A 19,470-nucleotide genomic window follows, 5' to 3' on the forward strand; every position below is an offset into this window, starting at 1 on the left:
CGGCGGACGCTATACGACGTCCAGCGCGACTTTATGCGGCGGTGGCGGGAAGGCCTGATCGATCAGCGCCAGCTCTTCCTGTGTCAGGGTTATCTGCAACGCCGCCGCATTTTCCAGCACGTGTGCCACGCTGCTGGCTTTGGGAATGGCCAGTACACTTGGCTGGCGGATCACCCAGCTCAGCAGCAACTGCGCGACGCTGATGCCCTTCTGTTGTGCAATCTGCAACAGCAGCGGGTGGTCAAACAGCGCCTGGCGTAGCCGGCCAGCCTGCGCCAGCGGACAATAAGCCATAACCGGCGTATGGTGCTGCTGGCACAGCGGCAGCAGATCATATTCAATACCACGCGAAGCCAGATGGTAGAGCACCTGATTCGTCAGGCAGCGCGTGCCGGCATTCTCCTCCCACAGCTCCTGCATATCGTCCGCGTCAAAATTTGAAACGCCCCAGTGGCGGATTTTGCCCTGCTGCTGCAGCGTTTCCATGGCGCGCAGCGTCTCTTCCAGCGGTACATTGCCGCGCCAGTGCAGCAGATAGAGATCCAGATAGTCGGTCTGCAGGCGGCGCAGGCTGCGCTCACAGGCGTCTATCGCGTCCACCACGCCGGCATTCCACGGATAAACCTTCGACACCAGCCAGGCCTGGTCCCGGCGTCCGCGCAGCGCTTCGCCAACGACCTCTTCCGCGCCACCTTCAGCATACATTTCTGCCGTATCAATCAGCCGCAGTCCGGCCTCAAGGCCCGCCTGCAGCGCCCGCACTTCTTCACCACGCTGCGCCGGCTGTTCACCCATATACCAGGTGCCCTGCCCGATTGCCGGCAACGCGGGCTCATCACGAAACTGTAGCGTTTTCATTACCTCTCCTGTTGCGCCATAACGGGGCGCACTGATGGTGCAATGTAAAAAAAACGCCTCATCGTGAGGCGCTGGTGACACTATCAGAAGCTGTAGCTTACGCCGGTCCAGAGCGTGAACTGTCCGTTTTTATCAACCATCGGACTGTCTTTAACCTCGCTGGCGAAGCGTGTGTAACGTCCGGACAGGCTGGCGTTCCAGTTATCGCTAAACTGATAGCTGGCGTTCATTTCGACATACGGAGACCAGCTATCATCCGGGTTGTAGCGGGAGATGCCGCTGCGCGCGCTCTCATGGGCGGACACACCGTAGTAGTAACGGTTCTGGTTGGCGCTGTTCCACATCGCACCGATCCCGGGCGTCAGGCTGAAGGCACCGAAATCGAAGCGGTAGAGATAGGTCAGGTCCCAGATCATCCCGTTACTGTTATTCAGGATATCCCCCAGCAGTGCGGTGCGGACAATGCCCCAGCTGGCAACATGCCGGTACGTTGCTCCCGCCATCAGCGTCATGCGGCGTTTGTCCAGTGCCTTCATGTCTCCCAGGTCGTTATCTTTCGGATCGTACTGCTGCGGTGAACCCAGCAGCGTCAGCGACAGCTGATCCTGCGGGTCTTTCCACAGGTAGTAACCGCCCTGCAGGCTGCGGAACCAGAAGTTTTCGCCTTCGTAATTGATCACCGGAACCGGTAAATAGCGGTCCTGACCACCCCGGTACGGTGACTGGGCATAAATCACTGAAGCCCCAAGAGATAAGGGATCGGCGTGCGTGCTGAACGCCGCAAAATAACAAGGACACAACAGAGCAAGGGCTTTAAGTTTGAAATGGTTCACAATTTATTCAGTCCATTAATATAACAATCACCCGAAGAGTCTAACCAAAAATTCTGCCTGGTTTAACTTTTTATCCGGCGAGATTGTCTGCCGGATGCGGCGCACCAGGGCCGAGGCTGCGCGGGCTGCCGGCAGCGTGACCGCCTTAGCGCTTATGAGACTTTGTTATTGATATATCGCTAAATAAGGAGAAAAGACGGAGCAAGTTTTCTGAATGCCTTCTACAGTAAAAGTCAGACGAGCAAATTTGTACGAGCAGAGTAACCATAAGAATTGTGTATCCCGATAACAAGACGTCAGGTTGGCATAAGGGTTGCTGTACTCAATAAAGAATATCTTCCGGGAGCTGCAAGAGCATCTTATTACGCTCCTTTACCTGTGCTAAAAACGAAAGGACGGGCATCGCTATGAATATATTCGATCACTATCGTCAGCGTTATGAAGCTGCCAAGGACGAAGAGTTCACACTGCAGGAGTTCCTCGCTATTTGTAAGCAGGATCGCAGTGCATACGCCAACGCGGCAGAACGGCTATTGATGGCTATTGGTGAGCCAGTCATGGTCGATACTGCTCAGGAGCCTCGCCTTTCCCGTATCTTCTCTAACCGCGTCATCGGACGCTACCCGGCCTTTGAAGAGTTTTATGGTATGGAGGAAGCGATTGAGCAAATCGTCTCCTACCTGAAACACGCGGCGCAGGGTCTGGAAGAGAAGAAACAGATTCTCTATTTGCTTGGTCCGGTGGGCGGCGGTAAATCCTCACTGGCCGAACGGCTGAAAGCGCTGATGCAGCGCGTGCCTATCTATGTGCTGAGCGCCGACGGCGAGCGCAGCCCGGTTAATGACCATCCGCTCTGCCTGTTTAATCCGCAGGAAGACGCCAACATTCTGGAAAAAGAGTATGGTGTGCCGCGTCGCTATCTGGGCACCATCATGTCGCCGTGGGCGGCCAAGCGCCTGCACGAATTTGGCGGCGACATCACCCGTTTCAAAGTCGTGAAAGTATGGCCTTCTATTCTCGAGCAGCTGGCTATTGCTAAAACCGAACCGGGCGATGAAAACAACCAGGATATCTCGGCGCTGGTGGGTAAAGTGGACATCCGTAAACTGGAAAACCACGCGCAGAACGATCCCGATGCGTATGGCTACTCCGGCGCACTGTGCCGTGCCAACCAGGGCATCATGGAATTCGTGGAGATGTTTAAAGCCCCGATTAAAGTGCTGCACCCGCTGCTGACCGCCACGCAGGAAGGTAACTACAACGGTACCGAGGGGATCTCCGCCCTGCCGTTCAACGGCATTATTCTGGCGCACTCCAACGAATCCGAATGGGTGACGTTCCGTAACAACAAAAATAACGAAGCGTTCCTGGACCGCGTTTATATCGTGAAAGTGCCTTACTGCCTGCGCGTTTCCGAAGAGATCAAAATCTACGAGAAGCTGCTCAACCACAGTGAGCTTACTACCGCGCCCTGTGCGCCGGGCACCCTGGAGACGCTGGCACGCTTCTCGATCCTGTCACGCCTGAAAGAGCCGGAAAACTCCAGCATCTACTCCAAAATGCGCGTCTACGACGGTGAAAGCCTGAAAGACACCGACCCGAAAGCCAAATCCTGGCAGGAGTATCATGATTACGCCGGTGTGGATGAAGGCATGAACGGCCTTTCAACGCGCTTTGCCTTTAAAATCCTGTCGCGCGTCTTTAACTTTGACCACGCTGAAGTTGCGGCTAACCCGGTGCATCTGTTCTACGTGCTGGAGCAGCAGATTGAACGCGAGCAGTTCCCGCAGGATCAGGCAGAGAAGTACCTGGAGCACCTGAAAGGCTACCTGATTCCGAAATACGCCGAATTCATTGGCAAAGAGATTCAGACGGCGTATCTGGAATCCTATTCCGAATATGGCCAGAACATCTTCGATCGCTACGTGACCTATGCGGATTTCTGGATTCAGGATCAGGAGTACCGCGATCCGGATACCGGCCAGCTGTTTGACCGCGAATCGCTGAATGCCGAGCTGGAAAAAATCGAGAAACCTGCCGGGATCAGTAACCCGAAAGATTTCCGTAACGAGATTGTCAACTTTGTGCTGCGTGCCCGTGCGCAGAATAACGGACGCAATCCGAACTGGACCAGTTACGAAAAACTGCGCACGGTGATTGAGAAGAAAATGTTCTCTAACACCGAGGAGCTGCTGCCAGTCATTTCGTTTAATACCAAAACCTCAACGGATGAACAGAAAAAACACGATGATTTTGTCGACCGCATGATGGAGAAAGGCTATACCCGCAAGCAGGTGCGCCTGCTGTGTGAATGGTATCTGCGCGTGCGTAAATCGTCATAATCATGACCTGTAAGCTGTGCGGCGTACCTTCGCCGCAACGGGAGGCCGGATCGGTTCCGGCCTGGCTTGCACAGTAGTCTGGGGGAATTTATGGCCTATTTCATCGATCGGCGACTGAACGGCAAAAATAAAAGCGCGGTGAACCGCCAGCGCTTTCTGCGCCGTTACAAGTCGCAAATCAAGCAGTCGATCTCCGAGGCCATCAACAAGCGTTCGGTTACCGATGTCGAAAGCGGCGAATCTGTATCAATACCGATTGACGATATTAATGAGCCGGTTTTCCATCAGGGCCGCGGTGGCAGCCGTCATCGCGTGCATCCGGGGAACGACCATTTCGTGCAGAACGACCGCATCGAGCGGCCACAGGGTGGCGGCAGCGGTGGTGGCAGCGGTCAGGGCAACGCCAGTCAGGACGGTGAAGGCCAGGACGAATTTGTGTTTCAGATTTCCAAAGATGAGTATCTCGATCTGCTGTTTGAAGATCTGGCGCTGCCCAACTTGCGCAAAAACCAGCATCGTCAGCTGAATGAGTATAAGACTCACCGCGCCGGCTTCACGTCGAATGGCGTGCCTGCCAACATCAGCGTGGTGCGCTCACTGCAGAACTCGCTGGCGCGCCGTACCGCCATGACCGCAGGCAAACGCCGGATGCTAAACGAACTGGAAGCCACGCTCACCGAGGTGGAAAAAAGTGAGCCGGCGCAATTGCTGGAAGAGGAGCGTCTGCGGCAGGAGATTGCCGAACTGCGGGCGCGTATTGAACGCGTTCCCTTTATCGACACCTTTGATTTGCGCTACAAAAACTTTGAGAAGCGTCCTGAACCTTCCAGCCAGGCGGTGATGTTCTGCCTGATGGACGTGTCCGGCTCAATGGATCAGGCCACCAAGGACATGGCGAAGCGTTTTTACATCCTGCTCTATCTGTTCCTGAGCCGGACTTACAAAAACGTGGATGTGGTGTATATCCGGCATCATACGCAGGCGAAAGAAGTGGATGAGCAGGAGTTTTTCTATTCGCAGGAAACCGGTGGCACCATTGTGTCCAGCGCCCTGAAGCTGATGGATGAAGTGGTAAAAGAGCGCTATGACCCGTCGCAGTGGAATATCTATGCGGCGCAGGCGTCGGATGGCGACAACTGGGCGGATGATTCGCCGCTGTGTCATGAGATTCTGGCGAAAAACATCCTGCCGGTGGTGCGCTACTACAGCTATATCGAAATCACCCGGCGTGCGCATCAGACGCTGTGGCGCGAGTATGAGCACCTGCAGGCGATGTTTGATAACTTTGCGATTCAGCACATCCGTGAGCCGGAAGACATCTACCCGGTATTTCGCGAACTTTTCCACAAACAGGTTGCGGAAGCCTGATATCCCTGGCCGGTCACTGACCGGCTTTTCTTTGCCCTTCTTACGCTGAATCCGCCGAAATCCCTTTCGTTGAACCCTCCCGGAGCCCTGCTTTACCGCGCTACGCAGATTAATTGGAAAAAATGTGCAATTAAGCGCTGACAAGCCATTGATAAGGCATTATCTTTTCACCTTGTCTGTGTGAATTACCCGCAGTTTGTCTGTTTTGCCCCCGCCGCAGGAGAACGCCGTTGAATACCAGCATGATTTACAGTCTGTTCATAATTGGTTCCGTGCTGGTTGCAGCAAGTATCTTACTGAGTTCATTTTCTTCACGCCTGGGCATCCCGATTCTGGTGATCTTCCTTGCGCTGGGCATGCTGACCGGCGTCGACGGTATCGGCGGCATTGCGTTTGATAACTACCCGGTGGCTTATCTGGTCTCTAACCTGGCGCTGGCCATCATCCTGCTCGACGGCGGCATGCGCACCAAAGCCAGCTCCTTTAAAGTGGCGCTCGGCCCGGCGCTGTCGCTGGCCACGGTGGGGGTGATGATCACGGCCGGCCTCACCGGCATGGTGGCCGCCTGGCTGTTTAAACTCGATATCATGCAGGGGTTTCTGATTGGTGCCATTATCGGTTCCACCGATGCGGCTGCGGTGTTCTCCCTGCTGGGCGACAAAGGCCTGAATGAACGCGTCAGCGCCACGCTGGAGATTGAATCCGGCAGTAATGACCCGATGGCGGTGTTTCTGACCATCACGCTGATTGACATGATTCAGCAGGGGCAAAGCGGCCTGAGCTGGATGTTCGTCGTGCACCTGGTGCAGCAGTTTGGCCTGGGGATTGTGCTGGGCCTTGGCGGCGGCTGGGCGCTGCAGCAGCTGATTAACCGCATTAACCTGGCGCAGGGGCTCTACCCACTGCTGGCGCTGAGCGGCGGCATTATTGTCTTCGCGCTTACCACAGTGATGGAAGGCAGCGGCATTCTTGCCGTTTACCTGTGTGGTTTCCTGCTGGGCAACAGCCCGATCCGCAACCGCCATGGCATCCTGCAAACCTTTGACGGCATGGCGTGGCTGAGTCAGATTGGCATGTTTATCGTGCTTGGCCTGCTGGTGACCCCGTCTGACCTGTGGCACATTGCGCTGCCTGCCATGCTGCTTTCACTCTGGCTGATTCTGGTGGCGCGCCCGCTCTCGGTGCTGGTCGGCCTGCTGCCTTTTAAAGGCTTTACCGGCCGTGAACGCATCTTCATCAGCTGGGTCGGGCTGCGGGGTGCGGTGCCGATCATCCTGGCGGTGTTCCCGATGATGGCCGGGCTGGAGAATGCCCGTCTCTACTTTAATATTGCGTTCTTTGTGGTGCTGGTGTCGCTGATGCTGCAGGGCACTTCGCTGGGTTATGCAGCAAAACGGGCCAAAGTGGTGGTGCCGCCGCTGGCCTCGCCGGTCAGCCGCGTGGGACTGGATATTCACCCGGAAAATCCATGGGAGCAGTTTGTGTATCAGCTCAGTGCTGACAAGTGGTGCGTGGGCGCCGCGCTGCGCGACCTGCAAATGCCGCGCGAAACGCGCATTGCTGCACTGTTCCGCGATAACGCGCTGATGCACCCCAGCGGCAATACCCGCCTGAAAGAGGGCGATGTGCTGTGTGTGATTGGCCGCGAGCGGGATTTGCCGGCGCTGGGCAAAATGTTCAGCCAGTCGCCGCCGGTGTCGCTGGACCAGCGCTTCTTTGGCGACTTTATCCTGGATGCCGAAGCCCGCCTGCGCGATGTCGCCCAGATTTACGGTCTGGAGCTGGATGAACATACCAACGATCAGCAGTCGCTGGGCCAGCTGGTGATGAGCCTGTTAGGCAGTACGCCGGTGGTAGGCGATCAGGTCGAATGGAATCAGCTCACCTGGACCGTAGCGGAAAAAGAGGATAACCAGATTGTGAAAATCGGCGTGCGCGTCCGCGAAGAGAAGGAATAATCTGAACGCAGATGCCTCGTAAACTGCGCTGCAGCGACTATGATCACTATTCCAGCCAGCAAACGGGAGAAGAGAATGGGACACGTGGTGAAGATTGGTCGTTATGAGATCGTCGATGCAGAGATGAATGTTGACAAGCTGGATACCGTCAGCATTCCGTGCCAAACCAACCCCGGCCTGAGTTATCAGCTCGACGGCTGGGATCACGACACCAGCGTACCGGCGTGGATAGACGGTGAGCCGGTGGATCTGCAAATCGCGCACTATGACAAGCAGCAAGACCATTGGGTATTGAAAAAACCGGCCTGATATCCCCACACCGCCATTCATCCTGTATGGCGGTAATTCCGAAAAGTTGTCTTAAAAACAAGCAGAATAACGCGGTTATTTTTGCTTTTATCCCTTATTAACAGTCACTTAACCCTTAATTTCTGACGTCATTTATTTCCTTTTCGGAGTTTTTCCGTATTAACTCTGTCAAATATCTCCTGCATACTCATCAACGTTGCTGCAGCTTTTCGTGACGTTAATCACGTCTCAAACGGCCCTTTCCATGCAGCGCTTATGGCAGCACTGACTCTTATTCCGCTGAAAAACAATTTCTTACTGGTTTCAGCGGTTCACTCCTGAGCGCGTACTTGATTCTGGTCAGGCCATCTTTTACTTAAGAAAAGAGAGCAGGTTTTATGGCAAGTACATTGGTAATGAATGATGCAACCCGCTCGTGGAGCGGACTGCGCAAAAACCTCATCGCAAAAGTCGCCCTAAGTGTTTCGGATTTGATTGCCCTTAATCTGGCACTGTTTTTATCAGCGGCAACCGTCCAGGGTATTTGGGGAGAGCTGGATAGTTTTATTCCGCCACAGCAAATTGAATATCGCTTTATTGCCCAGTTGGGTCTTTCGGTGCTTTGCACCGCCTGGTTCTGGGTGCGTATGCGGCACTACACCTATCGCAAACCGTTCTGGTTTGAACTGAAAGAGGTGGTCAAAACCCTGTTTGTCTTCTCCCTTCTGGATCTGGCGCTGATCGCCTTCTCCAAATGGGATTTCTCGCGCATGGTATGGGTGTTCAGCTGGACCTACGCCCTGCTGCTGTTGCCGCTGATGCGCGCCGTGGTGAAACGCGCGATTAACCGTGCCGGACAGTGGCAGAAAGAGACGATTATCATTGGCTCCGGCAAAAACGCCATGGAAGCCTATGCCGCGCTGCAGAGCGAGGAGATCCTCGGCTATAACGTGCAGGCGTTTATCTCGCTGGACGATGAACACCAGCAGGAAAAGGTCAACGGTGTGCCGGTCATCACCTGGAAAGACATTAACTGGCAGACCATTGATCGCGACAATACGCAGTTCATCGTCGCCACCGAGTTCGAACAGCAGGTGGTACGCGACAAGTGGCTGAAGTTTTTATCCAAAATGAAATGCCGCTCGATTTCGGTCATCCCGACGCTGCGCGGCGTGCCGCTTTACGGCACGGATATGTCCTTTATCTTCAGCCATGAAGTGATGATTCTGCGCGTCAGCAATAACCTGGCAAAACGCTCATCGCGCTTCCTGAAGCGGACCTTTGATATCGTGGTGGCTTCGCTGCTGCTGCTGTTCCTGGCACCAGTGTTTGGCCTGCTGTGCGCGATGGTTAAACGCGATGGCGGCAATGCGATTTACGGACACGAGCGTGTGGGACAGGATGGTAAGAAATTCAAATGCCTGAAATTCCGCTCTATGGTGACAAATTCACAGGAGGTGCTGCAGAACCTGCTGGCCACCAGTGAAGAAGCCCGCGCGGAGTGGGATCGCGATTTCAAACTGAAAAACGACCCGCGCATTACCCGTATCGGCGGCTTCCTGCGCAAGACCAGTCTGGATGAACTGCCGCAGCTGTGGAACGTCATTCGGGGTGAAATGAGCCTTGTCGGACCGCGCCCGGTCATTGAGGCCGAACTGGAGCGTTATGCTGGCGACGTCGATTACTACCTGATGGCCAAGCCTGGCATGACCGGCCTGTGGCAGGTCAGCGGACGTAACGATATCGACTATGATACCCGCGTCTATTTTGACTCCTGGTATGTGAAGAACTGGGCGCTGTGGACCGATATCGCCATTCTGTTTAAGACCGCTGGCGTAGTGCTGCGTCGCGACGGCGCTTACTGATACCCTCACGCGATGTCTGCGCCTTTCCGGCAGACATCGCCTTTTCGTTTTAGCCCTTTCTTTTTGCCCGCAGAGTCATTACCCTTCTCGCTTGATTAACCGGGCGTTTCCTTTCCTCATGCAAAAATTTACCCTACTGCTTCTGAGCCTGGTGCTGCTGGCACCGCTTGGTATTGACCTTTATCTTCCCACGCTGCCGCAAATCGCCGAAGGCCTGAACAGTCCGGTCAGCCTGATCCAGACCACCATTCCGCTGTTTTTGCTGGTTATGGGCGTGGGCCAGCTGGTGACCGGCCCGCTGGTGGATAACTTCGGGCGGAAACCGATCGCGCTAATCGGACTCGGACTCTATATCCTCGGCAGCGCCGTCGCCGCCACCGCCACCGTCTGGCCGGTCTTCTTTCTGGCACGGCTGATCCAGGGCAGCGCCGTATGCTGTACCGCAGTAGTGGCCTTTAGCGGCGTTCGCGATCGCCTGAGCGGTGAGGAAGCAGCGCGCGCTTACGGGTTCCTTAACGGCGCACTGAATATTGTTCCGGCGCTGGCACCGCTGCTGGGCGGCATCCTGGCCGAAGCCTATGACTGGCGCGCCCCCTTCTGGTTTCTGTGCGGCTATGCCGTGGTGATTGGCCTGATCGTGCTGCTTTTCCTGCCGGAGACCCGTCCGGCAGATACGCGGCGGGTAAAAGGCTTACCGCTGGCGCAATATGCCGCCATCGCGCGGGAGCCGCGTTTCCTTGCCTTTGCCTTTGCCAACGCCGGCGCGCTGGGCATGGTGCTGACCTATGTTTCACTGGCACCGCATGTGCTGATGACCGAAGGCGGCCTCACTCCGCTGCAGTTCTCCTTTGCCTTCGGGGCAAACGGCTTCTGGATCATGCTGGTGAGCGCCTTTGTTAATAAAACCATTCGTAAGGCTGGCCGGCCATTTTGCCTCGCCATGGGCTTTATCACCATGCTGCTGGGGGCGGTGTTGCTGATGGCGGGCGTCACGCTGTTGCCAGCCGCCTGGCAGTATCACTGGGCACTGTACATGATTCCGGTGGCGATTGCCGTGGCAGGCCTGGCGTTCACGGTCGGCCCGGCGACCAGCTATGCGCTGGAGCCTTATCAGCAGCAGGCTGGCGTTGCCGCCGCTTTGCAGGGGTTTATTCAGATGGCGTGCGGAGCGGGCACCAGTCTGGCGATGGTGGCGCTGCCGCTGGCAGAAAAATCGTCGCTGGCACTGATGATGCTGACCGGCGCAGCGCTGGCACTGATTGCCTGGCGCTGCAGCCGGAAGATGCGCGGCACGGTAACCGCGCTTAAATAACCCCGACCGGTACGCGCGGCGCGAGCGCGCACATCAGCTCGTAGCCCACGGTACCGGCAGCTTTGGCCACTTCATCGATTTTGACATCGTTGCCCCACAGCTCCACTTTCGAGCCAATGCCCGCCTGCGGGCACGGTTCCAGGTCAATCATCATCATATCCATGGAGATGGCGCCCAGCGTTTGCGTACGGATGCCGTCGACGCTGACCGGTGTACCGGTCGGCGCATGGCGCGGATAGCCATCAGCATAGCCGCAGGCCACAATGCCGATGCGCTGTGCTGCGCTGGCATGGTAACGATAGCCATAGCCGACGCCCTCGCCAGCCGTCAGCTGCTGCACGGCAATAATTTCGCTGTGCAGCGTCATCACCGGCTGCAGCCCGGTGCTGGCAATATCCTGCCAGTTACCGCTCGGCGAAGCGCCATACAGAATAATGCCCGGCCGGACCCAGTCGAAATGCGCCTGCGGGTGCCACAGCGTGGCGGCCGAGTTGGAGAGCGATCGCGGACACGCCAGCCCTTCAGCAGCCTGCTCAATACGCTTCATTGGCTCGACCAGCCCCTGAGGATTGTCGGCATCCGCGAAGTGCGCCATCAGCGTCATTTCACCCACATTGGGCAGCGCGCGCAGCTTTTGCCAGGCCGCGTGCGCCTGCTCAGGCCGGAAGCCCAGCCGGTTCATCCCGCTGTTGATTTTGAGATAGACATCAACCGGCGCGGAAAGCGTGGCTTTTGCCAGCGCCTGAATCTGCCAGTTGCTGTGGACACTGGTGGTCAGACGGTAGCGATCAATCAGCGCCAGCTCGTCTGCGTGGAAGAATCCTTCCAGCAGCAGAATCGGCTTTTTCCAGCCCTGCTCGCGCAGCAGGATGGCTTCTTCCATGTTCAGCAGTGCAAAGCCGTCGGTATCGGCCAGACTCTGCCAGACGCGGGCAATGCCGTGGCCGTACGCATTGGCTTTCACCACGGACCAGACGCGCGCACCCGGTGCCGCCTGGCGCACTACCGCCAGATTATGACGCAGCGCCTGCTGATTAACAGTCGCCCCTGTAGGACGTGACATAGTGTGACTCTCCCTGATAACTCAGCGCGCCGCGCTGGCATTGCGCAGCGGCGAGGCGTGTGGCGCGAATCCCGGCAGATAGCGCAGCACGGACAAATCGTCAGCGGCAATCGCCGGTTGCTGACCGGAGATCAAATCTGCCAGCAGCTGGCCGGAGCCGCAGGCCATCGTCCACCCCAGCGTCCCGTGTCCGGTATTCAGCCAGAGGTTAGACAGCGGCGTACGGCCAACAATCGGTGTGCCGTCTGGCGTCATCGGCCGCAGGCCGGTCCAGAACGTCGCCTGTTCAGTAAACCCGCCCTCAGGATAGAGATCGCTGACCACCATCTCCAGCGTTTCCCGCCGTGCCGGTAACAGTTTGGTGTTAAAACCAACAATTTCCGCCATGCCGCCAACGCGGATGCGATCGTCAAAGCGCGTGACGGCCACCTTATAGGTTTCATCAAGGATGGTAGAGACCGGGGCCGCCTGCGGATTTTTAATTGGAATCGTCAGGGAATAGCCCTTCAGCGGATAGACCGGGATTGAGACGATGTCTTTCAGCAACGCGGTGGAGTAAGAACCAAACGCCACGACGTAAGCATCGGCTTTAATCACTTCCTCGCCGCACTTCACGCCATAAATACGATTGCCTTCGCGCAGCAGCTGGTCGACAGAAAGGTTATAGCGGAACGTCACGCCTGCCGCTGCTGCTATCTCCGCCAGACGCTGCGTGAACAGCTGGCAGTCGCCGGTTTCATCGTTCGGCAGGCGCAGCCCGCCAGTCAGCTTATGTGCGGTGGCCGCCAGTGCCGGCTCCACCTGATGTAACTGGTGCGCTTCCAGCAGTTCGTAGGGGACGCCAGCCTCTTTCAGCACCGCGATATCTTTGCTGGCGCTGTCAAATTGCTGCTGCGTGCGAAACAGCTGCAGCGTGCCGCCCTGCCGCCCTTCATAGGCGATGCCGGTGCTGGCGCGCAGCGCTTTCAGGCAGTCGCGGCTGTACTCAGCAATACGCACCATGCGGCTTTTGTTTTCCTGGTAGTGATGCATGTCGCAGTTACGCAACATATTCCACATCCACTCCAGCTGGAATTTACTGCCGTCGAGTCTGACCGCCAGCGGAGCATGCTTCTGAAACATCCATTTTACCGCTTTCAGTGGCACACCAGGTGCCGCCCACGGGGCCGCGTAACCGGGGGAGATTTGTCCGGCGTTACCGGCACTGGTTTCCAGCGCCGCCGCGGGCTGGCGGTCAATGACCGTGACTTCGTGTCCTGCCTGAGCCAGATACCATGCACTGGCCACCCCTACCACACCACTACCTAAAATGACTACGCGCATAAGCCCCTCGTCGCGGCAAAGCATAATTGACTGGTATCACCTTCTGATTTAGCACAACCAGAAAGTCAGATTGATCTTACATTCGACGCGGTTATTTCACATGTTTTTTACCTGACTGCACACTGAAATCATGCTCAGGGTCAAAAATCAGAACTTTTTATGCCATTTATCCATTACCCAGCAATTTATTATGCGCCAGGCAGTGCTTTTCACTTTTTTCAGGAGAAAGCGCCGCAGTCATCGCACCTGCTTATAAACAGAACATTATTCTACTTAAAACTTAAAAACCAGAGCTTGTTATTATCGATACCGCACCAGGGGCTAATTGAATGATTTTGTGCCAAAAGAATTCGATTGAGTTCGCGGATCGGATAAGCGACAGTGGACTATCATTGAAGTGTTCGCTCAGTTCTTTTGGGCTGTCTTTCTCAGGATGAAGCCTTAAACGATCGTGACAGGCCCTGGCCTGCCGCTTGCAAAACAGAGGTGCGCTATGACGACAATGTTTGACGAGCCAACCCGCAGCAGTAAACGACTCAGTGACGGACCTGACTGGACTTTTGAACTGCTGGATGTCTACCTGGCAGAAATTGACCGCGTAGCCAAAAGCTACGGGCTCGATACCTACCCGCACCAAATCGAAGTCATTACCTCTGAGCAGATGATGGATGCCTACTCCAGCGTGGGCATGCCCATCAACTATGCGCACTGGTCATTCGGCAAGAAGTTTATTGAAACCGAGCAGCGCTATAAGCACGGGCAGCAGGGCCTGGCTTATGAAATTGTCATCAACTCCAATCCCTGTATTGCTTATCTGATGGAAGAGAACACCATGACCATGCAGGCGCTGGTGATGGCACACGCCTGCTACGGGCACAACTCTTTCTTCAAAAACAACTACCTGTTCCGCAGCTGGACCGATGCCAGTTCGATTGTCGACTACCTGCTGTTTGCGCGGAATTACATTTCTGACTGCGAAGAGCGCTACGGGGTAGAAGAAGTTGAACGGCTGCTGGACTCCTGCCATGCACTGATGAACTACGGTGTGGACCGCTACAAGCGGCCGCAAAAAATTTCGCTGCAGGAGGAGAAAGCGCGGCAGAAAAGCCGTGAAGAGTATCTGCAAAGCCAGGTGAATACGCTGTGGCGCACCTTACCGCGTAAAGAGAAAGAGTATGCGCAGGTGGAAGCGGCACGCTATCCGTCTGAGCCGCAGGAGAACCTGCTGTACTTTATGGAGAAGAACGCGCCGCTGCTGGAACCGTGGCAGCGCGAAGTGCTGCGCATTGTGCGCAAAGTCAGCCAGTATTTCTATCCGCAGAAACAGACGCAGGTGATGAATGAAGGCTGGGCGACCTTCTGGCACTACACCATCCTTAACCATCTGTATGACGAAGGCAAAGTGTCAGAACGCTTTATGATGGAGTTTCTGCACAGCCATACCAACGTGGTCTATCAACCGCCGTACAACAGCCAGTGGTATAACGGCATCAACCCCTATGCGCTGGGCTTTGCCATGTTCCAGGACATTAAGCGCATCTGCCAGACGCCTACGGAAGAAGATCGCTACTGGTTCCCGGATATTGCCGGATCGGACTGGCTGAAGACGCTGCATTTCGCCATGCGTGAGTTCAAGGACGAAAGTTTTATCAGTCAGTTCCTCTCGCCAAAAGTAATGCGGGATTTCCGCCTGTTCACCGTGATGGATGACGATCGCAATAATTATCTGGAGATTGCGGCCATTCATGATGAAGCCGGCTACCGGGCGATTCGCCAGCAGCTGTCGGCGCAGTACAACCTGAGCAATCTTGAACCCAATATCCAGGTGTATAACGTAGATTTGCGCGGCGACCGTTCGCTGACGTTGCGTTATGTGCCACAGCAGCGTGCGCCGCTCGACAAGAGCCGTCGCGAGGTGCTGAAGCACGTGCACCGCCTGTGGGGATTTGATGTCAATCTGGAGCAGCAGAATGAGGACGGCAGCGTAGAGCTACTGGACCGCTGCCCGACGCGCGGCAGCGTGCTGTAAACCACAACCGGACCCTTGAGGTCCGGTTTTTTTATCGCTATTGCCGGGGCGGCAGGCCTTAGCGCTTGCTGCCTAAATCATCCGGCATGCTTTTCTGCATGCTGTGCCAGATCTCGCCGCTGCGGCGGCCATATTCCCGCACGCAATCCACAATCTGATCCTGCGTAGGCTGCTTATCGCACAGGTCAGCCAGCTGGCGATAGAAGCTGCGGGCCAGTTCGCGCGCTTCCGGATTAGAGAAGTAATGACGACCGACGCGGGTATAAAGCCCTTTCAGCCCGTTCAGGATCAGGCCATAAATCGGGTTGCCGGAAGCAAAGGCCAGGCCGCGAAACACGCGATAATCCAGTTCGGTATAGGCTTCGGCCTGGTCATGTTCACTCAGCGCGGTTTCCAGCACCTCACGTGCTTTATCGGGATGATGGCGCAGTGCACGGCTGATAAAGATTGAAGCAATGTTGGTACGCACCGACAGCAGATTATCAATCAGCTGCGGCACGCTGTCATGGTCAAGGCGCGCCAGGGTTTCGAGAATATTCAGGCCAGAGGTTTCCCAGAAATCATTTACGCGGGTGGGTTTACCGTGCTGGATAGTCAGCCAGCCATCGCGTGCCAGACGCTGCAGAACTTCGCGCAGGGTGGTGCGGGTCACGCCAATCAGTTCAGAAAGCTCACGTTCGGCAGGAAGAATCGATCCCGGCGGAAAACGGCTGTTCCAGATGCTCTCAATTATGTACTCTTCAGCGAATCCTGCAGGGCTCTGTGCCTTTATCACCATAGCTTTTATTTCTCGTCGCTTTCTTTTCGTAATGCCACTCATCATACCAGAGGGGTTTTCAGGGAAATAGCCTGCGTGCCGATTAAAAGCGCGCACTGGCGCAAATTTCAGCCGCTTCTGACCGCTATTCTGGCCGGTGACGCTGCGCTTAAGGCCAGCCGTGACTGCAGAAGCCATAATCCAGTAGTTTTCTTAATGTGGATCAGGCTTAAGTCATTTTTATACATGATTTTTTCCGGCAGGCGGGCTGGCAGGGAAGCGCTTTTGGTTTACACTGCGAGGCATTAACGGCTACGGGATAAGCACAATGTTGCGATATTTAAATCACTGCTCGCGTGGACGCGGTGCCTGGTTATTGCTGGCCCTGACGGCGCTGGCGCTGGAACTGGTTGCGCTGTTTTTTCAGCATGTCATGGGGCTGAAACCCTGCGTGATGTGCATTTATGAACGCTGCGCGCTGTTTGGCGTGATGGGCGCGGGCCTTGTCGGCGCGATTGCGCCAAAAACCCCGCTGCGCTGGGTGGCGATAGTGATTTGGCTCTACAGCGCCATTGAAGGGCTGCGCCTTTCGTATGAGCACACCATGATTCAGCTGCATCCGAATCCGTTTGTCACCTGCGATTTTGCAGCGCGCTTCCCTGACTGGCTGCCGCTGGATAAATGGCTGCCCTCGGTGTTCGTTGCCAGCGGTGACTGCGCGGAACGCGGCTGGACCTTTCTGACCTGGAGCATGCCGCAGTGGATGATAGTGATTTTTGCGGCTTATCTGCTGGTGGGGGCGCTGGTGCTGATTGCGCAGCCTTTCCGCGCCAGACGCCGCGAGCTGTTTAGCCGCTAAGCCAGTGAAAACAGGCAGCAGCCCGCTGCCTGCTGACGTGTCAGCCGTTGCGATCCGGCCGGTCAATAATGTGATCTTCCCAGTCGCGCACTTCACTCTCGCGCACGGCGATGTAGCGGACAGAGATACGCTGCGCGTGCATGGCCTGCTTTGATCCAGCCAGCAGCGGATGCCAGGCGGGCAGCGGTTTCCCCTCTCCCAGCAGACGGTAAGCGCAGGTGCGCGGCAGCCAGTTAAAGCTGGTCAGGTTTTCCCGCGTCAGCTTGATGCAGTCCTCTTCATACTCAAATCGACGGGCATAATTACGGCACTGACAGGTTTTGATGTTCAGCTGATTACACGCCACGTTCGTGAAGTAGATCTCATCGGTATCCGCATCCTGCAACTTATTCAGACAGCACTGGCCGCAGCCGTCGCACAGCGATTCCCACTCTGCGTCGTTCATTTGGTCAAGGCGTTTTGTCTGCCAGAAAGGTTGTTCAGTCATAGTGGCGGTCCGGGTTGTGCAACAAAACCGCACCTTATAAAGGTTCAGGTGCGGAGATGCAAGTTTTACAGTACGCGCGTGCTGATACCGTGACCGGCCAGCGAGACTTCCAGCTTGTCACCGGAACGTAACGGGCCCACCCCCTCCGGCGTACCGGTCAGAATAACGTCGCCGGCACGCAGGGTGAAGTAGCGGCTCATATAGGCAATCAGCGGCAGGATTTTATGGATCATGTCGGCGGTGGTGCCCTGCTGACGCACCTCACCATTGATTACCAGCTTCAGCTCGGTGTTTTGTGGATCGCCGCTGAATTCGCTGGCGGGAATAAATCCGGACAGCGGACAGGCGTTATCAAAGCCTTTGGCTTTTTCCCACGGCTGCCCGGCCTGCTTAAAGCCCGCCTGCAGTTCACGCAGGGTCAGGTCCAGCGCCACGCCATAGCCGGCGATCGCTTTTGCCACGTGCTCTTCGCTGGCCTGTTTTAGCGTGGCGCCAATCAGTATTGCCAGCTCGACTTCATGATGCACCTCGCCAAAGCTGGCCGGAATGGAGAGCGGCTGACGCAGGTCGCAAATGGCGGTCTCAGGTTTAATGAAAACCACGGGTTCCGCCGGTGTGGCGCTGCCCATTTCTTTAATGTGCTTTGCATAGTTGCTGCCCACGCAGACCACTTTGCTGACCGGATAATCCAACAGCGCGCCCTGCCAGTTACGATGCTGATACATGCTATACCCCTGCTTTGGTTGTGTTAAACGCCAGCGCGGCTGGCGCTGCGTCCTGGCTCCCGCCGGAACGTGGCGGGTTTAGAAGAGTATATTAACCATTTGGTGCGGCGGAAGTGGCGGAAATTGTCAAAAGTCGTTAATCATTCAGCGCCTCTGCCACTGACGGAGCATTAATTGCCCACAATAAGAATTAAAGCGGGCGCTTAATTAATGGCAGAGCACTGATGATATTTACAGGATATATTTTTACAGATGAATCTGAATTAAACTTTTTTACCCTGTTCAAGGTGAATGTTGAGCAAACTTTCAACCGGTGGCGGGATTTGCAAATAATAACCCTGCTCACTTAATCCCTGCTTCACTTTATTGATATCAGCGTTCGCCAGCTTCTCACGCTTGTCCAGCGACAGCACCATCGCCAGCTGCGGTTTACCAAAGCCGCGCAGCAGGGCTTCCGGCACGCGGGAAAAATCGTCTTTTTTTTCTACGTAGAGATAAGTCTGGTCGCGTTGCGGGCTTCTATAGATCACACAAAACATATTTTTTACTCGAATTAACCAAGGGCGTCACTTGCCTGAATATAGCAGTAACTATAACATGCTTGCAGAACTTCGAATATTGACCCGCTGATGTTAATGACGATTTTATCAACGTTCATCTTCAGGTCGTGAAAACAGGACTGAGTCAGCACAGATGCCGCAATCGCCAATCGAATTCAAGGGCAGCAGTTTTACCCTGTCAGTTGTTCATCTGCATCATTCGCAACCCGAGGTGATTCGTCAGGCGCTGCAGGACAAGATCGACCAAGCTCCGGCGTTTCTGCAAAATGCACCGGTGGTGCTCAATGTCGCGGCGCTCAGCGGCGACATTAACTGGAAGCAGATGCAGCAGGCGGTCAGCGCCACCGGCTTACGCATCGTCGGCGTCAGCGGCTGTAAAGATGAAGCCCTGAAAAAGATGATTGCCCGCGCCGGCCTGCCGGTGCTTTCGGAAGGCAAAGAGAACCGCCGGCATGCGGATGCTCCGGAAGCGGAAGCGGTGGCGCCACCGGTGGTGGCGGAACCCGCCAGCAAAACGCGCATTGTGAATACGCCTGTGCGTTCCGGCCAGCAGATCTACGCACGCAACGCCGATCTGATCGTCACCAGCAGCGTCAGCGCCGGTGCCGAGCTGGTGGCAGATGGCAACATCCATATTTACGGCATGATGCGCGGCCGCGCACTGGCAGGTGCCAGCGGCGATCGCGACTGCCAGATTTTTTGCACCAGTCTCGCAGCCGAGCTGGTCTCCATCGCCGGAGAGTATTGGATCATGGATCAGATTCCGGCGGAATTCTTTGGCAAAGCCGCGCGTCTGTGTCTCACAGACGGCGCGCTGACCATCCAGACACTTAATTAGGCCCC

Annotated in this window: 17 protein-coding genes; 9 read left to right on the plus strand and 8 right to left on the minus strand. The window is 55.8% G+C overall.

Annotated elements, in window-relative coordinates; all coding sequences use genetic code 11:
• Positions 1 to 9 precede the first annotated feature (9 nt).
• Together D8B20_RS09425 and D8B20_RS09430 are read right to left on the minus strand one after the other, a co-directional pair.
• The gene (locus tag D8B20_RS09425) at positions 10 to 858 is read right to left on the minus strand and encodes an aldo/keto reductase (RefSeq protein WP_145888635.1); all 849 of its coding nucleotides are present in this window, start codon (positions 856 to 858) and stop codon (positions 10 to 12) included.
• An 83-nt stretch (positions 859 to 941) separates the two neighbouring features.
• On the minus strand, positions 942 to 1,691 hold the full coding sequence (locus tag D8B20_RS09430; protein WP_145888636.1) for a MipA/OmpV family protein: 750 nt from the start codon (positions 1,689 to 1,691) through the stop codon (positions 942 to 944).
• Between the two features lie 407 nt (positions 1,692 to 2,098).
• Between D8B20_RS09430 and yeaG the strand changes: the two genes are divergently transcribed.
• The 6 genes from yeaG (at position 2,099) to D8B20_RS09460 (ending at position 10,824) form a co-directional block, all read left to right on the plus strand.
• A complete protein-coding gene (gene yeaG / locus D8B20_RS09435; RefSeq protein WP_145888637.1) occupies positions 2,099 to 4,033 on the plus strand; it encodes a protein kinase YeaG in 1,935 nt (644 codons plus the stop codon).
• A gap of 90 nt (positions 4,034 to 4,123) precedes the next feature.
• Complete coding sequence (locus D8B20_RS09440) at positions 4,124 to 5,401, plus strand: YeaH/YhbH family protein (protein ID WP_145888638.1); 1,278 nt, start codon at positions 4,124 to 4,126, stop codon at positions 5,399 to 5,401.
• A gap of 230 nt (positions 5,402 to 5,631) precedes the next feature.
• Positions 5,632 to 7,359 (plus strand): potassium/proton antiporter, encoded by a 1,728-nt coding sequence (locus D8B20_RS09445; RefSeq protein WP_145888639.1) that lies wholly within the window; start codon positions 5,632 to 5,634, stop codon positions 7,357 to 7,359.
• Between the two features lie 75 nt (positions 7,360 to 7,434).
• The gene (locus D8B20_RS09450; RefSeq protein ID WP_145888640.1) at positions 7,435 to 7,668 is read left to right on the plus strand and encodes a DUF1480 family protein; all 234 of its coding nucleotides are present in this window, start codon (positions 7,435 to 7,437) and stop codon (positions 7,666 to 7,668) included.
• A 377-nt stretch (positions 7,669 to 8,045) separates the two neighbouring features.
• Entirely contained in the window at positions 8,046 to 9,512 is a 1,467-nt protein-coding gene (gene wbaP / locus D8B20_RS09455) for an undecaprenyl-phosphate galactose phosphotransferase WbaP (RefSeq protein ID WP_145888641.1), read from the plus strand.
• Positions 9,513 to 9,630: 118 nt separating this feature from the next.
• Positions 9,631 to 10,824: a multidrug effflux MFS transporter gene (locus D8B20_RS09460; RefSeq protein ID WP_145888642.1), complete on the plus strand. Its 1,194-nt coding sequence runs from the start codon at positions 9,631 to 9,633 to the stop codon at positions 10,822 to 10,824.
• Here the strand turns inward: D8B20_RS09460 and dadX are convergent.
• Positions 10,817 to 11,887 carry a catabolic alanine racemase DadX gene (gene dadX / locus D8B20_RS09465; protein WP_145888643.1) on the minus strand — a complete coding sequence of 357 codons (1,071 nt, stop codon included), beginning with the start codon at positions 11,885 to 11,887 and terminating at the stop codon, positions 10,817 to 10,819. The two genes, D8B20_RS09460 and dadX, sit on opposite strands and share 8 nt — an antisense overlap.
• A gap of 21 nt (positions 11,888 to 11,908) precedes the next feature.
• On the minus strand, positions 11,909 to 13,210 hold the full coding sequence (locus D8B20_RS09470; protein ID WP_145888644.1) for a D-amino acid dehydrogenase: 1,302 nt from the start codon (positions 13,208 to 13,210) through the stop codon (positions 11,909 to 11,911).
• 493 nt (positions 13,211 to 13,703) lie between these two features.
• On the opposite strand from D8B20_RS09470, the gene D8B20_RS09475 reads away from it, so the two are divergent.
• Positions 13,704 to 15,239: a SpoVR family protein gene (locus tag D8B20_RS09475; RefSeq protein WP_145888645.1), complete on the plus strand. Its 1,536-nt coding sequence runs from the start codon at positions 13,704 to 13,706 to the stop codon at positions 15,237 to 15,239.
• 58 nt (positions 15,240 to 15,297) lie between these two features.
• Here the strand turns inward: D8B20_RS09475 and fadR are convergent, their stop codons facing one another.
• Positions 15,298 to 16,017 (minus strand): fatty acid metabolism transcriptional regulator FadR, encoded by a 720-nt coding sequence (fadR, locus tag D8B20_RS09480; protein ID WP_145888646.1) that lies wholly within the window; start codon positions 16,015 to 16,017, stop codon positions 15,298 to 15,300.
• 307 nt (positions 16,018 to 16,324) lie between these two features.
• Here fadR and dsbB point away from each other — a divergent pair, with 307 nt between their 5' ends.
• Entirely contained in the window at positions 16,325 to 16,855 is a 531-nt protein-coding gene (dsbB, locus tag D8B20_RS09485; RefSeq protein WP_145888647.1) for a disulfide bond formation protein DsbB, read from the plus strand.
• Positions 16,856 to 16,895: 40 nt separating this feature from the next.
• On the opposite strand, the gene ycgN is transcribed toward dsbB, so the two are convergent.
• From ycgN to D8B20_RS09500, 3 genes are all read right to left on the minus strand, one after another.
• The gene (gene ycgN / locus D8B20_RS09490) at positions 16,896 to 17,342 is read right to left on the minus strand and encodes a cysteine cluster protein YcgN (protein WP_145888648.1); all 447 of its coding nucleotides are present in this window, start codon (positions 17,340 to 17,342) and stop codon (positions 16,896 to 16,898) included.
• Between the two features lie 65 nt (positions 17,343 to 17,407).
• A complete protein-coding gene (locus D8B20_RS09495; RefSeq protein WP_145888649.1) occupies positions 17,408 to 18,067 on the minus strand; it encodes a fumarylacetoacetate hydrolase family protein in 660 nt (219 codons plus the stop codon).
• Between the two features lie 263 nt (positions 18,068 to 18,330).
• Positions 18,331 to 18,606, minus strand: a complete 276-nt coding sequence (locus D8B20_RS09500; protein WP_145888650.1) for a YcgL domain-containing protein — start codon at positions 18,604 to 18,606, stop codon at positions 18,331 to 18,333.
• A gap of 154 nt (positions 18,607 to 18,760) precedes the next feature.
• Between D8B20_RS09500 and minC the strand changes: the two genes are divergently transcribed.
• Complete coding sequence (minC, locus tag D8B20_RS09505) at positions 18,761 to 19,465, plus strand: septum site-determining protein MinC (RefSeq protein ID WP_145888651.1); 705 nt, start codon at positions 18,761 to 18,763, stop codon at positions 19,463 to 19,465.
• Positions 19,466 to 19,470: the final 5 nt, after the last annotated feature.

It is taken from the genome of Candidatus Pantoea soli, assembly GCF_007833795.1.
Classification (GTDB): Bacteria; Pseudomonadota; Gammaproteobacteria; order Enterobacterales; family Enterobacteriaceae; genus Pantoea; species Pantoea soli.